The organism is Pseudemcibacter sp. (assembly GCF_965661635.1).
Taxonomy (GTDB): Bacteria; Pseudomonadota; Alphaproteobacteria; order Sphingomonadales; family Emcibacteraceae; genus Pseudemcibacter.
This window is the reverse complement of record NZ_CBFIEP010000041.1, coordinates 61,188-80,488: the sequence shown is the minus strand read 5'-3', so window position 1 is coordinate 80,488 and position 19,301 is coordinate 61,188. Positions and strand designations below refer to the sequence as shown.

Here is a 19,301-nt window from a genome sequence, read left to right as displayed (position 1 = left end):
CTATTAAATAAATCCATATCCTAAGAAATCAATGATGAGATATCCGACAACGATTGGTACTACAAATTTAATTATACCCCGCCAGAATTTAAAGAGGATACTATCCCCTAAGCCAAGCTCTTCAAGGGCTTCTTTTCGGTTTAAAACCCAGCCCAAGAAGATACCTGCAAAGAGCGAATTAAAGAGCATCATTCCGTTAGCGGACATATATTCAAGAATATCCATAATATTCTTACCCGCGACCGTATCATTAAAAGTAAGAAGCCGAACATCAGATAGTACGTTCATCGATAGAGCAGAAAGTGCGGCAAGACACCATAGTCCCAACCCAACCACAAGCGATGCTTTACGACGTGTAAATATGCCGCGCTCTTCGAGGTTTGAAACCGCTGGTTCAAAGAGAGAAATTGTTGACGTAATTGCTGCAAAAGCCAACAACAAGAAGAAAAGAATACCAAAGACTTGGCCAAAAGGCATTTGATCAAATATTACCGGAAGCGTCACAAAAACCAGATTTGGCCCGCTATCAAGTTCAAGACCATTGGTAAAGATAATTGGAAAGATTGCAAATCCAGCAATTAATGCCACAAATGTATCGGCAAAGGCTACCCCGCATGCGAGTTTCGGGATACTTTCATTTTTCGGTAAATATGAACCATAAACAAGCATGGTCGCGCTACCAAGAGAAAGTGAGAAAAACGCCTGTCCGGTCGCCTCTAATACAGTTCTCATATTAATTTTTTCAAAATCAGGCGTGAACATAAATTCAAATGTTTCCTTAATCCCACCGTTAAAGAAAGAATAGATCACAAGCAAAACCAAGATAAGAAATAACATTGGCATCAAAATATTTACGGCTTTTTCAAGCCCCGCTTTAATACCGCGCGAAATAATAAAAGCAGTAATCGCCACACTTAAAGTCATCCAGAAAATTAGTGTTCCCGGGCTATCCATCATTTCAGCAAAAACTGCTTGTGTTTGCCCTTCCTGAAGATCACTGAGTTGCCCGGTTATAAGACTAACCACATAATTTAGTGTCCAACCTGCGATCACAAAATAAAACCCTAAAATACCAAGTGGTGTAAGAATGGTGGTAAAGCCGATAAACTTCCAAAAGGGTTGGCTTTTCTTACCCTCTGAGAGTTCCGTAAACGCGGTAAAGGGAGGGAGCTGACGTCGCCTCCCAATTGTTAGTTCAGTCATAACGAGCGGTATACCAAAGAAAAGAACGATCCCGAGATAAAGGATCACAAAGGCGCCTCCTCCATTTTCACCAACGACATATGGAAAACGATAAATATTTCCTAATCCAACCGCACTACCGATTGCCGCGAGCAAGAAGGCCGTCCCCGAAGACCATTTTTCCTGATTTACATGTGCCACTTAAAACTCCCAGATTTTGTTTTTATAGTCTGCTAGACTAATGACTTGAGCGTATGACGTCCATAAAATAATAATAACTAAAAAACACTAGGTCTTAATATTTATGAAAGTTTAAAATAATAGACCTTAAGAGAGTATCAATACATACTTAATTATTGTTTCGCGGCGTTGGCGATGCGTAAGCAGGCTCTTGCACAGATCGCTTCAACTGGCATTCCTGTTGTTTTACAATCTTGTTCTGCACCGGACGTAATAGCCATGGCACTTGATAACCTGCCTGTGGTCCATTTTCCCAAATCCGATTTAAAGCGGCGAGCTTCCATCGCAAAAACTTTTGGAATTAATTTTCCCATTGCTTGATCTGCTGAGAACCCTTGATCCATATATCCACGAGCTAAATGCATACGCCCAATTTTTCTTGAAAGTGATCTTAATACCGCAATTGCATTTTCGCCACGATTAAAAGCTTTAAAGAGTGTGTCATCCAGACGTTTAAGGTCACCGCTAATGGTTGCGTTTGTGATTGTATCGATACTTAAAGCACCGCTATCACCAACACATGCAGAAACATCATCTAATGTAACCATATCACTTTCACGTGTCTCTTGTGGTCCCATATAAATTGATAGCTTATTTAGTTCACTTCGTGAAACCAATCTATCATTTCCCAAATTCATCTGTAAAAATGCGGCAGCATCCTGATCTATTGTTAATCCATTTTCACGCATGACTTCATGGATAAGAGCATCCAGTGACGCTTGATTGTCCTCATAACAAGGAAGTGCAGCTGCATTTTTTGCTTTTTCGAACAATTTTCTTAAACCAGATGTAGGTCTAAGATTACCTGCCGTTATCACAACAAGTCCATCGCCGACAGGATTTGTCAAAAAGCTTTCCGCGGCCTTAGTAGCATTTTCAGCGGCCCCCTCCACGCGAATAACACGCCTTCCGCCCATCATGGATATGGCGGCAACTTCGTCTGCTAATTGTCCGGGTTCTTTTTTAAGCGTATCTGGATCAAGATTGGCCACTAGAAAAGGATCTTGTAGGTCCTCAACGACTTGTTTCGCGATCTTCGTTGCTCGTTCGCGCACCAGACCTTCATCTGGGCCATAAATAAGAACGGCCTGATATTGCGGCGAAAGATTTTTAACTTGAGCATCAATATCACGGTAAGAAAGTTTCATTTATTCAACTTTTCTGATTATTGCTTAAAAATGTTCCAACGCGGGTTATAACTTGATTGGATGCTTCTTCGGCGAGACGTTCTAAAGATGTTTGACGCGCCGTCATGTTTGAAAAGTCCGATTGAACCAAATCATATGTCACGATCGCTCTGGCTGTTCCATCCATAATGGCGTTATCACTTTCAATATCCACCAATGCAAATTCTACTATCAATCTTAAGTTTATAAGTGTTACAGATTCGTCTTCTCTAATACCATACCCTTGCTCGATCACTTCATAATTCGTTCTTAAAATATAACTGGTTTCTCCTGTTGCATTTAAAGTAGAGATTCGATCTCTAAGATTATTTTCTAAAAGTTGAGAAAGTCTTTCTTGTCGACCCGTTTGGCTTCTAACCGGATCAATATCAATATTAGCCATCAATTGTGCCAGTTCGGCTCCGCCCGCCGTATTTTGGCCATACATAGGCTTAAACCCACATGAAGACAGCACCAGTAAACAAATAAGACTGACAAAAGCTTTGATGAATTTATGACGTACGATCATATAAGACCCTTAAAGTTTTCCTTTAAACGACAATATTAACAATTTTATTTGGAACAACAATAACCTTGCGAATTTCTTTTCCATCCGTAAATGCTTGAACTTTCTCTGAAGCCAGTGCAAGTTCTTCAAGTTCTGCTTTATCCATATCTTTCGCAACTTCGAGTTTGTCCCTTAATTTGCCTTGAACTTGGACAACTACAATCACAGAAGATTGTTGCATTAATTCAGATTTTGCCACTGGCCAAGGGGCATCAGAAACCAAGCCTTCACCACCAATAAGCGACCACATTTCTTCAGCAAGATGAGGCATCATCGGTGCGGTGATCAAAATAATAGTTTTTATGGCTTCAAATAATGCATATTTATCACCATCGGATCCATCCGGCTTAAAAGATGAAATGGCATTGGCATATTTATATGTTTGTGCCACAGCCGCATTAAAATGGAAATTTTCAATGTCTTTACCAATTGAATCAATTGATAAATGAGTTATTCGACGCAAGTCTTTTGCGTCTTTTGAAAAATCTCTTGGCTCTTCCATTCCAATAGAATTTTCATCAAGAGACATTGTTACCGCACGCCATAAGCGTTGTGTGAAACGCCAAGCACCTTCGACACCCTCTTCTGTCCATTCGAGGTCACGCTCAGGAGGACTATCGGACAGCATAAACCAGCGCGCCGTATCAGCACCATACGTGTCAATAATGGCCGTTGGGTCGACAACATTCTTTTTCGATTTTGACATTTTTACGGAGCCGCCAACTGTGACAGTTTCGCCGGTAGTAGCCACAACAAAGCTTCCATCTTCTTTTTTTGTCAAATCTTCTGGGTTAATCCAATCGCCATTTTGATCTTGGTAAGTTTCATGGCAGACCATGCCTTGTGTAAATAGACCATCAAAGGGTTCTTTCACATCACAAAGCCCTACTTCTTTCATGGCACGGGTATAAAATCTTGAATATAATAAATGCAAAATCGCATGCTCCACACCACCTACATATTGATCAACAGGTAACCAATAATCAGCCGCTCCCTTATCAAAAGGAAGATCTGAATGTGGAGAGGCAAAACGCGCAAAATACCATGAGCTATCAATAAATGTGTCAAACGTGTCCGTTTCACGTATTGCTGGCTTAGAACATTTTGGGCAATTTACATGCTTCCATGTTGGGTGATGGTCTAGAGGATTACCCGGTTTATCGAAAGTAATATCTTCTGGAAGAACCACGGGAAGATCACTTATTCCGACCGGAACTACACCACAATCATCACAATAGACCATTGGAATAGGTGCACCCCAATATCGCTGGCGGCTCACACCCCAATCGCGCAAACGGTAATTTGTTTTTGCTTTTCCGAAACCACCTGCTTCCCCGAGCTCTATGATCTTTGCTTTTGCCTCTTCTATGGTCATGCCATTTAAGAAATCAGAATTGCCAATTAATCCCGTATCCGTATAAGCAATATTATCAACAGAAAATGTTGCTTCGTCTTCACCTGTAGGAATTACGACAGCCTGAACATTTAAATTATATTTACGTGCAAAATCCAAATCACGCTGATCATGCGCAGGGCACCCAAATACGGCCCCCGTTCCATATTCCATTAATACAAAATTTGCGACATAAACAGGTAATTTTAAATCATCCATAAATGGATGTAGCATATGTAAATCTAGCTTAAAGCCTTTCTTTTCGGCCTTTTCAAGCGCTTCTTCGCTTGTGCCAAGTTTACGGCATTCTTCAATAAATTCTTTTAGTTCTGGATTATTTTCAGCATATTGAGTTGCGAGTGGGTGATCCGCAGCAATTGCCACAAAAGAAGCACCAAAAATAGTATCAGGGCGTGTCGTGTAAACCGTAATTTGATCAGCTGTCTCAGTTGCATCAAAAGTTAGGTGCATTCCTTTTGATTTGCCGATCCAGTTTTTTTGCATGATGCGCACTTTTTCCGGCCACCGGGGTAGATTATCCAACTCCGCATCGAGATCATCCGCCGCATCAGTTATTTTAAAAAACCATTGGTTTAATTTTTTACGCTCAATAGTAGCACTGCTTCTCCACCCTTTACCGTCAATGACTTGCTCATTGGCAAGTACTGTATTATCAACTGGATCCCAATTGACCCAAGATTCTTTTCTATAAACCAATCCCGCCTCAACGAATTCAATAAACATTGATTGTTCTTTACCATAATATTCTGGATCGCAGGTTGCTAATTCACGGGACCAATCAAACGAAAAACCAATTCGTTTTAGCTGATTTTTCATATGATCAATATTTTCATATGTCCATTTCGCTGGGTGAACATTATGTTCCATTGCTGCGTTTTCTGCGGGCATACCAAAAGCGTCCCAACCCATCGGGTGAAGTACATTAAAACCTTTGGCCCTTTTATAACGAGCGACTACGTCCCCTTGCGTATAATTACGCACATGGCCCATATGAATTTTTCCAGAAGGATACGGAAACATTTCAAGCACATAATATTTTGGTCGGCTACGGTCTTCTGTTACGCAGAAAGTATCATTTTCTGCCCATATTTTTTGCCATTTTGCCTCAGTAGACCCAGCGTTATAGCGTGTCATTTTCTAAATTCCTGAAAATACAATTAGGTATATTAAAATGATGTTATTGGCGCATTATCGCGACGCAATAATCTCGCTTGAATAGTAATTGCTTGAATGATTTGTGCTTCAGCATTCGCTCTTGGTTCAGCTGTCATCCAATTACCATTTTGCAACATTTCCCGGTGAACGGTCACATTTAACGAATCTGCACGAAGTTCTTTTCCTACAATATAAACGTCAACTTTTGTACGTTCATTAGAATCTGCAGGGTTTATTTTCCAATCTGAAAGAATAGTGCCACTAATCGGTTCAGCCGATAACATTGGCATAAAAGAAAGAGTGTCCAGAGCCGCACGCCAAAGATATGCGTTAACACCAATTTCATAGACTTCATCCGCCGCAACTAAATTGACACGAGGCTCGCCTATATCTGTTCGGGTGTCACATCCGGTTATTGATAATGCAATTAACACTATAAAACTGGTCAATAAGCCCTTCATTGAAAAATCCTGTAACATTTTTATATTTATTCCATTTCACGAAGTTACATTTGCTTCATTAATCCACAGTGAATAGATGAAACATTTTCGTGCATCATAACCACTGCATCAAATTAGATAAAGTTGTTTATCATCTTTTAAACAACTTTGTAGAAATAATTCAATATTTCACAATTAAATGACTCAAATGATTGAATTTCTATTTTATTTCTATATACTTAGATTAGGATTCTGTGTAATATTTGTTAACCATGAGATGTGGTTAATCAATGTTATTCGTATCTATAGGCTGTAAACAGTTGAATTTTAAAGACTATTATTAATTAAATCTGGTTTATAAATTGAAATTTAAGGACACAAACATACGCGTTATCGCGACCTTTTTTGGCATGTTGGGAGCACTTTATGTGTCTTCTATTGCTCATGCTGATGACAAGATTCGTTTGAATCCTAATTATAAAGGGCCTACTGAACAAAATTCTCCTATCAATTATGACGAAATTATCACAGAAGAACTTGGTCAAGATTTTATCCAGTTTCTTGAGACACCAGACGACGATGATCAGTATATTCAACTTAGGGATACAAATGATAGTATTCGTCCCATCATCTCTTTGAGTGACGATAGTGGTTCTGGTTATTCAATTACTGTTGATCAGGATTACCAATATAATCCATCGCTTTCTTTTGATATCTCTAATCCGCTTTTAGGCTATACTGGTGCAAATTTATTTTCTCATAATGTTGGAGGGTCTCGAGCCGTCTTTTCACTTGGTAAGAATAATAGTCCTGACAATGGGTTATATAATGCTTCTGCCTTAAAGTTCTTTATAGGGTCCAGTTTTATTCAGTCAAAAACCGATCGATATTCTTCTTTTTACCAGAATGGATTCCTTGGACAAGAAGCATATAACGTTTCACTAGGTATCGGATATTCTGGGTTTCAGTTAGGGGCCTCCTTCAGTCAGAATGACAATCTTTTATCAGCTGATCTTTCTGGTTATGATCTTGGTCTAGGGTATGTAGGAAGCAACTGGTCGGCAAATTTAAGATTTGGTGAATATAATAGTGGTCCTGCAACTTTTATAACATCCGACATGGGGATGTTTGATAATATATCAGCATATGAAATAGGCGCGGCTTATAGGCTGTTTCCTAATCTTAATCTAACGGGAAGATTTACATATTATTCTTATGGTGTTGGTAGTGAAATTATGCCGATTGACGATGTTAAATCACTTATTTTTGGCACAAATTTCAGCTTCTAATCTTTAAAACCTCTTATCCCTGCAATTCCTGCTATATTTGAATATATTAATTCTTGTGCTGTTTCTTTATTAATACCCCCCAAAGCATATACGGGTATTTTATATTTCTCGCACACTTCATTTAACCTCTTAATGCCGATCGTTTTCCCTATATCCTCAAATGTTTCCGGATGACTTTTGGTTGGATAAATTGGCGATAGCAATGAAGCAAATAAATTTAACCTTTCTGCTTCTACAATTGTTTCTTCTTTATGAGCGGCAACCGATATCAACATTGAAGGATAATCTTGCTTTATTTTTTCGGCTTCTGATAACATAAATTCGGGCAAATGAATACCATCTGCATCTAGCATCAGTGCAAGCTTAATATCGCCGGCCACAAAAAATTTAATGCCTTTGGTTTTGCACATATATCTAAGGGCCTTTCCCAAATTTGCACGGGTTTCAAGATCATAATCACGCAAAATAACCATGGAATTTTTTGGTAATCTTTCAATAACATCTTCAGGGTAAGGCTGAGCACCATTATCTGTTATAAATATTACCCGTGGCATATTATCAAATCGACTTTCACGATTGAGCTCTAATGCAATCTCTGTTAGGTTTCCTGTCATAAAACCGACTTTAACGGATGATGAAGGACATGACTAGTAATCTGATTAATATAAAAGACAAAATTGAATCGGCAGCAAAGAAATCTGGACGTCATGAAAAAGACGTTACTTTAGTTGCAGTATCCAAAGTACATGTTGCTGATACAATTCTTCCAGTACTTGAAGCTGGTCAAAAAATATTCGGTGAAAACCGTGTTCAGGAAGCAGCTGAAAAATGGCCTACTCTTCGTGAACAATTTGATGGGGTTGAACTACATTTAATTGGACCACTTCAAACCAATAAAGTACGTCAAGCCATTCAACTCTTTGATGTAATAGAAACTGTTGATCGCCCAAAACTTGCCCGCACTCTTGCACGTATATTTGAAGAAGAAAACAAACGATGTGACGTGTATGTACAGGTGAATACAGGGCTTGAAGACCAAAAAGCCGGAATCGCACCTGAAGACGCCGATAATTTTATAAAATTATGTAAAGATGAGCTAGGTTTGAATGTAACAGGAGTTATGTGCATTCCACCCTTCGACGAAGATGCAACGGAACATTTTAAATTGCTTAAATCCATTGCAGATAGAAATAATATTAAAATTATTTCAATGGGTATGAGCGGAGATTTTGAACAGGCAATCGCACATGGTGCCACACACGTGCGTGTTGGTACCGCCGTTTTTGGAAAAAGACCTGGATATTAAACCATAGCAAAGATTTTATTTTGACAAAATCATGCAGCTGGCTGAACCGATTGCAAAAATTTTACCATTCTCATCAATGATTTTACCATCTGCCACAGCCAATCGGCGTGAACGGTTAATCACGCGCCCTTCAGCTATTAATTCCTGACCCACTTGAATTGGCCTTATCATTTTCACATTCAGATCTGTCGTTGCAAACGCGGTTTCTTCATCTAATAAAGTGCTCACGGCGCATCCCGTGATCGTATCAATAACGGTGGCACTAAAGCCGCCATGAACACCACCCATCAAATTTAATAATCGATCATCTGCCTTCACAATGAACCGAACAAAACCTTCTTCCACATCAATTAATTCTGATGACATGGTTTTGGCCATACTAGGCGGGGGAAATTCACCTGCCAGCATTGCCTTTAATTGTTCTATTCCGTTCATTAAACCTATTCCTTAATCCCAAGAAGGTTGAAGTAAAAAGCATACTCAAGTGCCGTTTGTTTATATCGTTTGAAACGACCCGAAGCACCACCGTGCCCCGCTTCCATATCGGTTTCAAAAATCAATAAATTATCATCCGTTTTATAGTCACGTAACTTTGCTACCCATTTCATAGGTTCAAAATATTGCACCTGACTATCATGAAGTCCCGTCGTGACCAAAATATTTGGATAATCTTTTCGCTCAACTTGATCATATGGTGAATATGAAAGCATATAATCGTAATAGTCTTTTTCTGCAGGATTGCCCCACTCATCCCATTCACCTGAGGTCAAAGGAATAGATGCATCCAACATTGTTGTGACCACATCAACAAACGGTACATGAGCACCGACGCCAAGATAAAGTTCGGGTGCCATATTCAACACTCCGCCCATCAAAAGCCCCCCTGCACTACCGCCCATTGCATATACCTTTTCTGGATGGCCATGCTTTTGAGCCGTTAAACCCTTAGTCACATCAATAAAATCATAAAAGCTATTCTTCTTTTTAAAAAGCTTTCCATCCTCATACCATGGGCGCCCTAACATTTGACTGCCGCGTATGTGGGCAATGGCATAAACAACACCACGATCAAGCAGGCTTAAACGCGGCCCACTAAAGGATGGCTCAATGGTCGCGCCATAAGATCCGTACGCATATTGAAAGAGCGGATTACTGCCGTCACTATTAAACTTATCTTTTCTATAAACAATAGAAACGGGAACTTTTTTTCCATCCCTCGCTTCAATAAAAACACGTTCACTTTGATAGTTTAACGGCGAAAATCCACCAAGAACTTCGTCCTGTTTAAGCAGCTTTCTCTCACCTGTGGTAAGATTAAAGTCATAGACACTGGGCGGTGTTGTCATTGAACTATAGGATATACGAACAACGTCGCTGCTAATTTCTGGATTGCTAGAAATGCTCGCACTAAAAACCGGGTCATCAAATCCAAGATTATTACTTTTACCAGAACTTAGTGTCAGTACTCTTATACGCGTTTCTCCATTTTCCTTTTCCTTGATAACGAGCTGATCCGTAAAAGCTGTCAGATCTTGAATATAAACATCTTCTCGGTGCGCAATCACATCCGTCCAGGCACTTTTATCTGATGTTTTATCTGAAGATACTTTCATGATACGGAAATTGATCGCATTCCAATTCGTATAAATATAATAATCGTTGCCTAACTTCTCGACCGCATATTCATGATTTTCTTCGAGTGGCAGGAAAGGCTCAAAACTTCCTAAAGGATCATCCGCGTTTAAAACTGAAACACCGGCGGTCAATGTACTGCTATGATGAATGTAAATGATAGCACCATCTCGTGACTTGGAAAGAGAAGTATAAAATGTTTCATCATCTTCTCTATATACCAGAACATCTTCGCTTTGTTCGGTGCCTAATTTATGACGGTACACTTCTGTTCCTAAAAGGGTTTGAAGGTCCTTTTTGATATAAAAAACATGTTGATTATCATTAGCCCATATGGCTGAGCCTTGCGTATCCATTAGTTTATCCGGGTAATCTTTATCGCCCACTAAATCTTTAAATTCGATCGTATAAAGTCTACGACTGATTGTATCAGTGCTAAAGGCCGCAATTTCATTATTATCTGAGATTGAATAACCCCCTAAACTAAAATAGCCGTGACCTTCTGCCATTTTATTTTCATCAAAAAGCACTTCTTGAGTTTCGCTGCTCTCTTGCCAGCGCACATGAACTGGATATTCTTGGCTGCCATCAAATTGTATTTGATACCAATATCCTCTTTTCCTAATCGGCACACTGTTATCATCTTTTTTAATCCGACTGACAATCTCATTATAAAGTTTTTCTTGAAATGCTTCTGTGTGCTTCATTTTTGCTTTTAAATAATCATTTTCAGCTTCCAGATGCGCTAAAATTTCTGGATCTTCACGTTCATCATCACGCATCCAGTAATAATCATCAATCCGCTTATGATCATGAATTTCCATTTCAAAGGGAACTTTTTTTGCCACAGGGGCAGATATTTGTTCTTTCATATTTTCCAAATTCTCATTTACTGATTCTTGCGTCGTGTTTTACCGCAGCCCATAAGCAACGATAAAACAGTTATCAATGTGATTTGTTTGCTGACCATAAAAACTCCTCTCATTAGTCACCTTTATACACAGAAAATTTTTCCAATGTTAAGAAAATGAATTTTTCTCAATAAATAAAGTATGGAATTCCTTGCTCTATCTACTCAATATGTTAAAAACAAATGTGGAGGGGAGGACTTATTCCTCCTTGTAGATTTAACCTTAAGAGGGAGTAGCAGATGTCTCAAACCAAGCGGCCTACCTCGCCGCATCTGCAGGTATATTCATGGAGCCTTGAAATGGCATTGTCCATTCTTCATAGAGCGTCCGGTGCTGCACTTACGGGTGGCACACTTCTTATCACATGGTGGGTCATTGCCATCGCATCAGGTCCCGCAGCATATGCACAATTTAGTGATATAATGGGCAGTATAATCGGAAAAATAATCCTTTTCGGATTTACTTACGCCCTCATGGTTCACCTCTGTAACGGTATCCGTCACTTGTTCTGGGATATGGGTAAAGGGTTTGAGCTTGAAGACACTCACCGATCTAGTCGTCTGGTTTTAATTTCATCCGTCATACTGACGATCCTTTCATGGGTCATCGGTTACGGCTTGATATAGGGAGAAGAAAATGAGTTTACGTTCCCCGCTTGGAAAAGTTCGAGGCCTTGGCTCTGCAAAGAGTGGTACTCATCATTGGTGGATGCAAAAGGTAACAGCTATTGCCCTTATTCCTCTTACCGTTTGGTTTGTCTCAAGTGTCGTACAAATGACACAAGCAGATTATGCCTCAGTCGTTAAATGGATGAGTTCTCCTGTTGTTGCCGTGCTTATGATGCTTTTCATTGTAACAGGCATTTATCATTTGAAATTAGGTCTTCAGGTAATCATCGAAGATTATATTCATTCAGAAGGTCAGAAGCATGCTTTGTTGATGCTCGTGACATTTGGCTGTGTTCTTATTGGTGCACTGGCCGTTTTCTCCATATTAAAAATTGCGCTTTAAGGTACGTTTAAATGAGCACATCATATGAAATAGAAGATCATGTCTATGACGCGATCGTCGTTGGTGCCGGTGGCGCCGGACTTCGCGCCGCTATGGGCATCGCTGAAAGCGGCCTTAAAACCGCATGTATATCAAAAGTTTTTCCAACCCGATCGCACACAGTCGCGGCGCAAGGCGGTATCGCCGCATCGCTCGGAAACATGGGGCCGGATAAATGGCAGTGGCATATGTATGACACCGTCAAAGGATCCGATTGGTTAGGGGATCAGGACGCCATTGAATATATGGTCCGTCAAGCCCCAGAAGCGGTTTATGAACTTGAGCATTTCGGTGTTCCCTTCAGCAGGACTGAGGAAGGCCGCATTTATCAGCGTCCCTTCGGCGGCATGACAACGGAATTTGGTGAAGGCCCAGCCGCGCAGCGCACCTGTGCTGCCGCAGACCGCACCGGTCACGCCATGCTTCATTCGCTTTATCAACAATCCCTTAAATATGATACGGATTTTTACGTTGAATATTTCGCGATCGATCTGATCATGGAAAATGGTGAATGTCGTGGTGTTATCGCACTTGATATGAATACGGGTAAACTTCACCGTTTCCGCGCACAATCAACAACACTGGCGACAGGTGGATATGGCCGTGCATATTTCTCAGCAACGTCCGCACACACCTGTACGGGTGATGGTGGTGGTATGGTTCAACGTGCTGGCCTACCACTTCAGGATCTTGAATTCGTTCAATTCCATCCAACCGGCATTTATGGTGCGGGTGTTTTGATCACTGAAGGGGCCCGCGGTGAAGGCGGATACCTTGTGAATTCGAAGGGGGAACGTTTCATGGAACGTTATGCCCCATCCGCAAAAGACCTCGCTAGCCGTGATGTAGTATCGCGCTCAATGTCATATGAAATCCGCGAAGGTCGCGGTGTTGGTGAACATGGGGATCATATTTTCCTTCATCTTGATCATCTTGATGCGGAAACATTGGCCAGTCGCTTACCTGGAATATCAGAATCAGCGAAAATTTTCGCTGGTGTTGACGTAAACAAAGAACCGATCCCAGTTTTACCAACTGTTCATTATAATATGGGCGGTATTCCAACCAATTATCATGGTGAAGTGCTTAACCCGACCGAAGGAGATCCGGATAGGACCGTGCCGGGCCTCATGGCCATCGGTGAAGCAGCATGTGTTTCTGTTCATGGTGCGAACAGACTTGGTTCAAATTCACTGATTGACCTTGTGGTGTTTGGGCGTGCGGCGGCGCAACGCGTTGCCGATGTTGTCACAGCCGGTGCAGCGCATGGTAAGCTTTCAGATGATCATGCTGATCTTGCGTTAAGTAGACTTGATCGCCTGCGTTATGCAGACGGTGAGATTTCCACCGCTGACATTCGAGACAAAATGCAACGCGTTATGCAAGCAAACTGTGCCGTCTTTAGAACAGAAGAAGTTCTTGAAGAAGGTAAAGGTAAGATCGATGAGATTGCTGGGCTTCTGCCTGATATTAAAACATTCGACCGTTCCCTTGTTTGGAATAGTGATCTTATCGAAGCAATGGAGCTTGAAAACCTGATGGGTCAAGCACAAGTAACAATGCATTGTGCAGCCAACCGTAAAGAAAGTCGCGGGGCCCATATGCATGAAGATTTCCCAGATCGTAATGACGATGATTGGATGAAACATACCATTGCACATCTTAATGATGGCAAAGTCGACATTAGCTATCGTCAGGTTCATGACTATACCTTGACCGACGAAGTTGATTACATCAAACCAAAACCACGTGTTTACTAAGGATAGGGAGAGAAACAATGGCTGAATTTAAACTTCCAAAAAATTCCACTTATACCAAAGGAAAAACATGGGCCGCCGATGAAGGCGCAACAAACATAAAACGTTTTAACATTTATCGTTGGAACGAAGATGACGGCGAAAACCCGCGCATTGATACTTATGAAGTTGATCTCGATAAATGTGGTCCGATGGTTTTGGACGCGCTCATTAAAATTAAAAATGAGATCGACCCTACGTTAACATTCCGTAGATCATGCCGAGAGGGTGTGTGCGGATCATGCGCCATGAATATTGGTGGGAAAAATACTCTCGCGTGCACCATTGATATTGCATCTTATAAAGGGGACGTAAACGTCTTCCCACTTCCTCATATGGATGTGGTGAAGGATTTGGTGCCGGATCTAACTAATTTTTATGCGCAGTACGCCAGTATCAAACCATGGATGCAAACTGAAACACCAACCCCAAGTGGCACGGAACGTCTTCAAAGCCAAGATGACCGCGCGAAACTTGATGGACTTTATGAATGTGTTCTTTGTGCGTGCTGTTCTACATCATGCCCAAGTTACTGGTGGAACAGCGATAAATACCTTGGCCCTGCGGTGCTGCTTCAAGCTTATAGATGGCTTGTGGATAGTCGTGATGAAAACACAGGTGAGCGCCTAGATGCACTAGAAGACCCGTTCCGTCTTTATCGTTGTCATACCATTATGAACTGTACCAATACTTGCCCAAAAGGTCTCAACCCGGCCAAGGCGATTGGCGAGATCAAAAAAATGATGGTTGAGCGCCAAGGATAAACTCATATAAATTTCAAAAGAAAGGCCCGCTAGTTTAGCGGGCCTTTTTTAATGTTAATTTTGTCATTCGCCGACTTGATCGGCGAATCCATTAGATAGACTTCTCAAGTATAGACTCGCCGATCAAGTCGGCAAGTGACAATTTTGGATTTAGTCTTTTTTCAAATGATCGCGACAAAGAACCTCGGCTATTTGTACAGCGTTTAAGGCAGCCCCTTTAAGAAGGTTATCAGATACGCACCAAAGATTAAGGCCGTGCTTTACGGTTTCGTCTTTACGAATGCGGCTGATGTAGGTGGCAAATTCGCCTGCGGCATCGACGGGCGTGATATATCCGCCGTCTTCGCGTTTATCAAAAACCATGATGCCCGGTGCTTCACGTAAAATTTCACGGGCACGATCAACGGTCATTTCGCGGGTGAATTCAAGATTGATGCTTTCAGAATGTGATAAAAAGACTGGTACACGCACACATGTGGCTGTCAAACGGATATCCGGATCAAGAATTTTACCGGTTTCAGCAACCATTTTCCACTCTTCCTTCGTATCGCCACTATCCATAAACACATCAATATGCGGGATCACGTTAAAGGCGATTTGTTTTGGATAAACATTCGTTTCAACAGGATCATTAACAAAAATAGCCCGCGTTTGTGTCCAAAGTTCTTCCATCGCTTCCTTACCAGAGCCAGAAACAGATTGGTACGTGCTCACCACGCAGCGTTTAATCACCGCCGCGTCATGTAGAGGCTTAAGGGCAACCATCATTTGCGCCGTTGAGCAGTTCGGATTGGCGATGATGCCTTTTTTTGTATAGCCTTTAATCGCGTCGCCGTTTACTTCGGGTACGATCAATGGCACATCTGGGTCCATGCGAAAATGTGAGCTGTTATCAATAATAACACATCCAGCCGACGTAATTTTATCAGCGTATTTTTCAGAAATTGAACCACCCGCAGACATAAGTGCAATGTCCGTGCCCGTGAAGTCATAGTCATCAAGATTTTTGCAAATAAGCGTCTTATCGCCGAAGGTAATTTCTGAACCAACTGAACGACGAGACGCCAAAGCGACTACTTCTGAAACGGGGAATTGGCGCTCGGCTAAAATATTTAGCATCTCACGGCCAACGTTGCCAGTCGCTCCTACGACGGCCACTTTATAGGACATTATACTCTCCAGTATTTAATAATTGTTGTTTAGTTTAAATTTAGCTTTCTAGCTTTTGCATGGCATCCACAATGTGGTTGCCCATTTCGCTTGTGGATACAAGCGTCATTCCAGGCTGATTAATATCGGCCGTTCGAATATCGTTTGCAAGCACGTCATTAACGGCTTCTTCAATTAAATCCGCGGCGTCCCCTTCATTATATGTGTAACGAAGGGCCATTGCGAAACTAAGAATAGTAGCAATCGGATTTGCAATGCCTTGTCCGGCAATATCAGGGGCACTGCCGTGAACCGGTTCATAAAGGGCACCCTTACCCACCTCACCAAGGGAAGCGGACGGAAGCATGCCGAGAGAGCCCGTAAGCATAGCCGCAATATCAGATAACATATCGCCAAATAGATTATCCGTTAAAATCACATCAAATTGTTTTGGGGTACGGACAAGCTGCATAGCACAATTATCGGCATACATATGATCAAGTTTGATGTTTGGATAATCTTTGGCAATGATGTTCACTTCTTCGCGCCAAAGAAGACCGCTTTCCATCACGTTCGCTTTTTCAACGGATGTCACACGACCGCTTCTTTTGCCTGCAAGATCAAATGCCACATGGGCAGCACGATGGATTTCATAAGTTTCATAAACTTGTGTATTAACACCGCGACGTTGCCCGTTTGAAAGTTCGGTAATGCCGCGAGGTTCACCAAAATATACACCGCCCGTTAATTCACGAAGGATCATAATATCAAGACCGCTAACTATTTCAGGCTTTAGACTAGAAGCGTCAACGAGTGGCTCAAAACAAAGAGCCGGGCGAAGATTTGCAAAAAGATTAAGTTCTTTTCGTAGCTTTAAAAGACCTGCTTCAGGACGCTTATCGTAATCTACGCCGTCCCACTTAGGACCACCAACAGCACCAAACATCACGGCATCGACTTCTTTTGCTTTTTCAAGCGTATGATCAGCTAGTGATGTACCATATTGATCATAAGCGGCACCACCGACGCTATCTTCTGATATATCAAACTCAAGGCTTTTATGCTCTTCAAGCCACGCAACAATTTTCTTCACTTCAACCATTGCTTCAGGACCGATACCGTCACCCGGTAGAATTAACATGCTATGTTTTTTGCTCATTGTTTCTTACTCTTATTCTTTTTTTGCTTATCTATATAGCCAAGGCTGTTCAGCTTTTTGTTTGGCTTCAAATTCAGAAATCTTCTCACCCTTTTCCATGGTAAGGCCAATGTCATCAAATCCATTGATCATGCAGTGCTGGCGAAACCCATCAACTTCAAATGAAATAACTTCACCGTCAGGGCGGGTAATTTCAAGATTTTCAAGATCAATAGTAAACACAGCATTTGCGCCATTTTCCGCATCTTTCATTAAATCATCTACAATTGCTTGTGGTAATTTTATAGGAAGAAGACCGTTTTTAAAGCAATTGCCATAAAAAATATCTGCAAAACTTGGTGCAATCACACAACGTAATCCTAAGTCCATTAGGGCCCAAGGGGCATGTTCACGGCTAGAACCACAGCCGAAATTATCACCCGCAATTAGAATTTCAGCGCTTCTATAGGCCGGTTTATTTAGAACAAAATCTTCATTTTCAGAGCCATCTTCGTCATAGCGAATATTTGAAAACGCATGTTTTCCAAGCCCCGTACGTTCAATTGTACGCAAATGTTCTTGTGAAATGATCATATCCGTATCAACATTAGTAATCGGAAGCGGCGCAGCAACGGCGCGAATTTTTGTAAATTTTTCCATTATGATAGCTCCCTGATGTCTGTTAAATGACCGGTAACTGCAGCGGCAGCCGCCATTGCAGGACTAACCAGATGAGTGCGGGACTTAGGTCCTTGTCGTCCTTCAAAATTACGATTTGATGTGGATGCACACCTTTCACCAGGAAGAAGCTTATCCGCATTCATCGCAAGACACATTGAGCAACCTGGCTCGCGCCATTCAAATCCAGCATCAATGAAAATTTGATCAAGCCCTTCTTGTTCTGCTTGTATTCTAACCAACCCACTGCCCGGTACAATTAAACCTTGCTTAATATTATCTGCCAGTTTCCTTCCCTTAACAACTTCTGCAACGGCGCGCATATCTTCAATACGGCCATTAGTGCATGATCCAATAAACACTCTGTCGACTTTAATGTCAGTTAGCTTCGTTCCAGGCTCTAATCCCATATAATCAAGCGCTCTTTCAATTGAAGCTTTGTTATCAGCATCCTTCGCATCGGCGGGGTTTGGTACTATGCCCGTAATCGGCAAAACATCTTCAGGGCTATTGCCCCAAGTTACCTGAGGGACAATGTCGGCTGCATCCATGAAAACTTCGTTATCATATGTCGCGCCTTCGTCTGATTTCAAGCTGTTCCAATAATTGACAGCCATTTCAAATTCGGTACCTTTTGGTGATTTCGGGCGGCCTTTTATATAATCATACGTTTTTTCATTCGGCTCAATAAGTCCAGCACGAGCTCCACCTTCGATGGCCATATTACAAAGGGTCATACGACCTTCCATGGTTAAGCCTTTTATCGCTGAGCCTGTAAATTCAATAACAGACCCCGTGCCGCCTGCCGTACCGATATTGCCAATAATAGCTAAGGCGACATCTTTAGCGGTAACACCCGCACCAAGTTCACCGGATACATCAATACGAAGATTTTTTGATCGTTTCAAAATTAAAGTATTGGTCGCCATCACATGCTCAACTTCAGAAGTACCAATACCAAAAGCAAGTGCGCCAAATGCACCGTGAGTAGCAGTATGACTATCACCACAGACAATCGTTGTGCCTGGAAGCGTAAAACCTTGCTCAGGGCCAACAATGTGAACGATCCCTTGGCGCGCATCCATCATCGGAATATAATCAAGGTCAAATTCTTTGGCATTTCGCTCAAGTGCATCTAACTGATTTTTACTTTCGATACTATCAATGCGCGTTTCCCGGTCCGATGTAGTCGGAACATTATGATCAGGAACAGCTAAAATCGTTTCCACGCGACGCAGCCCACGTCCCGCCAGTCTCAGGCCTTCAAATGCTTGTGGGCTTGTGACTTCATGGACGATATGGCGATCGATATAGAGAAGACTGTTTCCGCTTTGTTGTTCTTCAACAACATGGGAATCCCAAATCTTGTCATATAATGTACGCGGACTTGTCATTTCATAGTTCCTTATTTTACCTTAAACAC

At 41.5% G+C, this 19,301-nt stretch carries 18 protein-coding genes; 6 read left to right on the top strand and 12 right to left on the bottom strand.

From position 1 onward, the window contains the following. Positions 1–3: 3 nt before the first annotated feature. The 5 genes from ACTF6W_RS03115 to ACTF6W_RS03095 form a co-directional block, all read right to left on the bottom strand. A complete protein-coding gene (locus ACTF6W_RS03115; protein WP_438993079.1) occupies positions 4–1,383 on the bottom strand; it encodes a sodium-dependent transporter in 1,380 nt (459 codons plus the stop codon). A gap of 152 nt (positions 1,384–1,535) precedes the next feature. After that, positions 1,536–2,570: a DNA polymerase III subunit delta gene (holA, locus tag ACTF6W_RS03110; protein WP_438993078.1), complete on the bottom strand. Its 1,035-nt coding sequence runs from the start codon at positions 2,568–2,570 to the stop codon at positions 1,536–1,538. Positions 2,571–2,574: 4 nt separating this feature from the next. After that, positions 2,575–3,117 carry an LPS assembly lipoprotein LptE gene (gene lptE, locus ACTF6W_RS03105; RefSeq protein WP_438993077.1) on the bottom strand — a complete coding sequence of 181 codons (543 nt, stop codon included), beginning with the start codon at positions 3,115–3,117 and terminating at the stop codon, positions 2,575–2,577. A gap of 22 nt (positions 3,118–3,139) precedes the next feature. Beyond that, positions 3,140–5,704 (bottom strand): leucine--tRNA ligase, encoded by a 2,565-nt coding sequence (leuS, locus tag ACTF6W_RS03100; RefSeq protein ID WP_438993076.1) that lies wholly within the window; start codon positions 5,702–5,704, stop codon positions 3,140–3,142. A 32-nt stretch (positions 5,705–5,736) separates the two neighbouring features. Continuing rightward, positions 5,737–6,186 (bottom strand): DUF3576 domain-containing protein, encoded by a 450-nt coding sequence (locus ACTF6W_RS03095; RefSeq protein ID WP_438993075.1) that lies wholly within the window; start codon positions 6,184–6,186, stop codon positions 5,737–5,739. A 341-nt stretch (positions 6,187–6,527) separates the two neighbouring features. On the opposite strand from ACTF6W_RS03095, the gene ACTF6W_RS03090 reads away from it, so the two are divergent. Continuing rightward, the gene (locus ACTF6W_RS03090; protein WP_438993074.1) at positions 6,528–7,454 is read left to right on the top strand and encodes a hypothetical protein; all 927 of its coding nucleotides are present in this window, start codon (positions 6,528–6,530) and stop codon (positions 7,452–7,454) included. On the opposite strand, the gene ACTF6W_RS03085 is transcribed toward ACTF6W_RS03090, so the two are convergent. Then, positions 7,451–8,068 (bottom strand): thiamine phosphate synthase, encoded by a 618-nt coding sequence (locus ACTF6W_RS03085; protein WP_438993073.1) that lies wholly within the window; start codon positions 8,066–8,068, stop codon positions 7,451–7,453. The two genes, ACTF6W_RS03090 and ACTF6W_RS03085, sit on opposite strands and share 4 nt — an antisense overlap. 29 nt (positions 8,069–8,097) lie before the next feature. Between ACTF6W_RS03085 and ACTF6W_RS03080 the strand changes: the two genes are divergently transcribed. Beyond that, a complete protein-coding gene (locus tag ACTF6W_RS03080; protein ID WP_438993072.1) occupies positions 8,098–8,760 on the top strand; it encodes a YggS family pyridoxal phosphate-dependent enzyme in 663 nt (220 codons plus the stop codon). A 15-nt stretch (positions 8,761–8,775) separates the two neighbouring features. Here the strand turns inward: ACTF6W_RS03080 and ACTF6W_RS03075 are convergent, their stop codons facing one another. Then, entirely contained in the window at positions 8,776–9,195 is a 420-nt protein-coding gene (locus ACTF6W_RS03075; RefSeq protein ID WP_438993071.1) for a PaaI family thioesterase, read from the bottom strand. A gap of 5 nt (positions 9,196–9,200) precedes the next feature. Then, entirely contained in the window at positions 9,201–11,264 is a 2,064-nt protein-coding gene (locus ACTF6W_RS03070; protein WP_438993070.1) for a S9 family peptidase, read from the bottom strand. 278 nt (positions 11,265–11,542) lie between these two features. Here ACTF6W_RS03070 and sdhC point away from each other — a divergent pair, with 278 nt between their 5' ends. The 4 genes from sdhC to ACTF6W_RS03050 are packed head-to-tail and all read left to right on the top strand — an operon-like array spanning position 11,543 to position 14,913. Next, positions 11,543–11,929 carry a succinate dehydrogenase, cytochrome b556 subunit gene (gene sdhC, locus ACTF6W_RS03065; protein ID WP_438993069.1) on the top strand — a complete coding sequence of 129 codons (387 nt, stop codon included), beginning with the start codon at positions 11,543–11,545 and terminating at the stop codon, positions 11,927–11,929. Positions 11,930–11,939: 10 nt separating this feature from the next. After that, complete coding sequence (sdhD, locus tag ACTF6W_RS03060; protein ID WP_438993068.1) at positions 11,940–12,314, top strand: succinate dehydrogenase, hydrophobic membrane anchor protein; 375 nt, start codon at positions 11,940–11,942, stop codon at positions 12,312–12,314. 11 nt (positions 12,315–12,325) lie between these two features. Beyond that, complete coding sequence (gene sdhA / locus ACTF6W_RS03055) at positions 12,326–14,113, top strand: succinate dehydrogenase flavoprotein subunit (RefSeq protein WP_438993067.1); 1,788 nt, start codon at positions 12,326–12,328, stop codon at positions 14,111–14,113. 17 nt (positions 14,114–14,130) lie between these two features. Next, positions 14,131–14,913 carry a succinate dehydrogenase iron-sulfur subunit gene (locus tag ACTF6W_RS03050; RefSeq protein WP_438993066.1) on the top strand — a complete coding sequence of 261 codons (783 nt, stop codon included), beginning with the start codon at positions 14,131–14,133 and terminating at the stop codon, positions 14,911–14,913. A 150-nt stretch (positions 14,914–15,063) separates the two neighbouring features. Here the strand turns inward: ACTF6W_RS03050 and ACTF6W_RS03045 are convergent, their stop codons facing one another. The 4 genes from ACTF6W_RS03045 to leuC are packed head-to-tail and all read right to left on the bottom strand — an operon-like array spanning position 15,064 to position 19,272. Continuing rightward, a complete protein-coding gene (locus ACTF6W_RS03045) occupies positions 15,064–16,083 on the bottom strand; it encodes an aspartate-semialdehyde dehydrogenase (protein ID WP_438993065.1) in 1,020 nt (339 codons plus the stop codon). Positions 16,084–16,123: 40 nt separating this feature from the next. Next, positions 16,124–17,221, bottom strand: a complete 1,098-nt coding sequence (leuB, locus tag ACTF6W_RS03040) for a 3-isopropylmalate dehydrogenase (protein ID WP_438993064.1) — start codon at positions 17,219–17,221, stop codon at positions 16,124–16,126. Between the two features lie 27 nt (positions 17,222–17,248). Further along, complete coding sequence (gene leuD / locus ACTF6W_RS03035) at positions 17,249–17,860, bottom strand: 3-isopropylmalate dehydratase small subunit (RefSeq protein ID WP_438993063.1); 612 nt, start codon at positions 17,858–17,860, stop codon at positions 17,249–17,251. Then, entirely contained in the window at positions 17,860–19,272 is a 1,413-nt protein-coding gene (gene leuC / locus ACTF6W_RS03030; RefSeq protein ID WP_438993062.1) for a 3-isopropylmalate dehydratase large subunit, read from the bottom strand. The genes leuD and leuC overlap by 1 nt, the downstream gene beginning before the upstream one ends. Positions 19,273–19,301 lie beyond the last annotated feature (29 nt).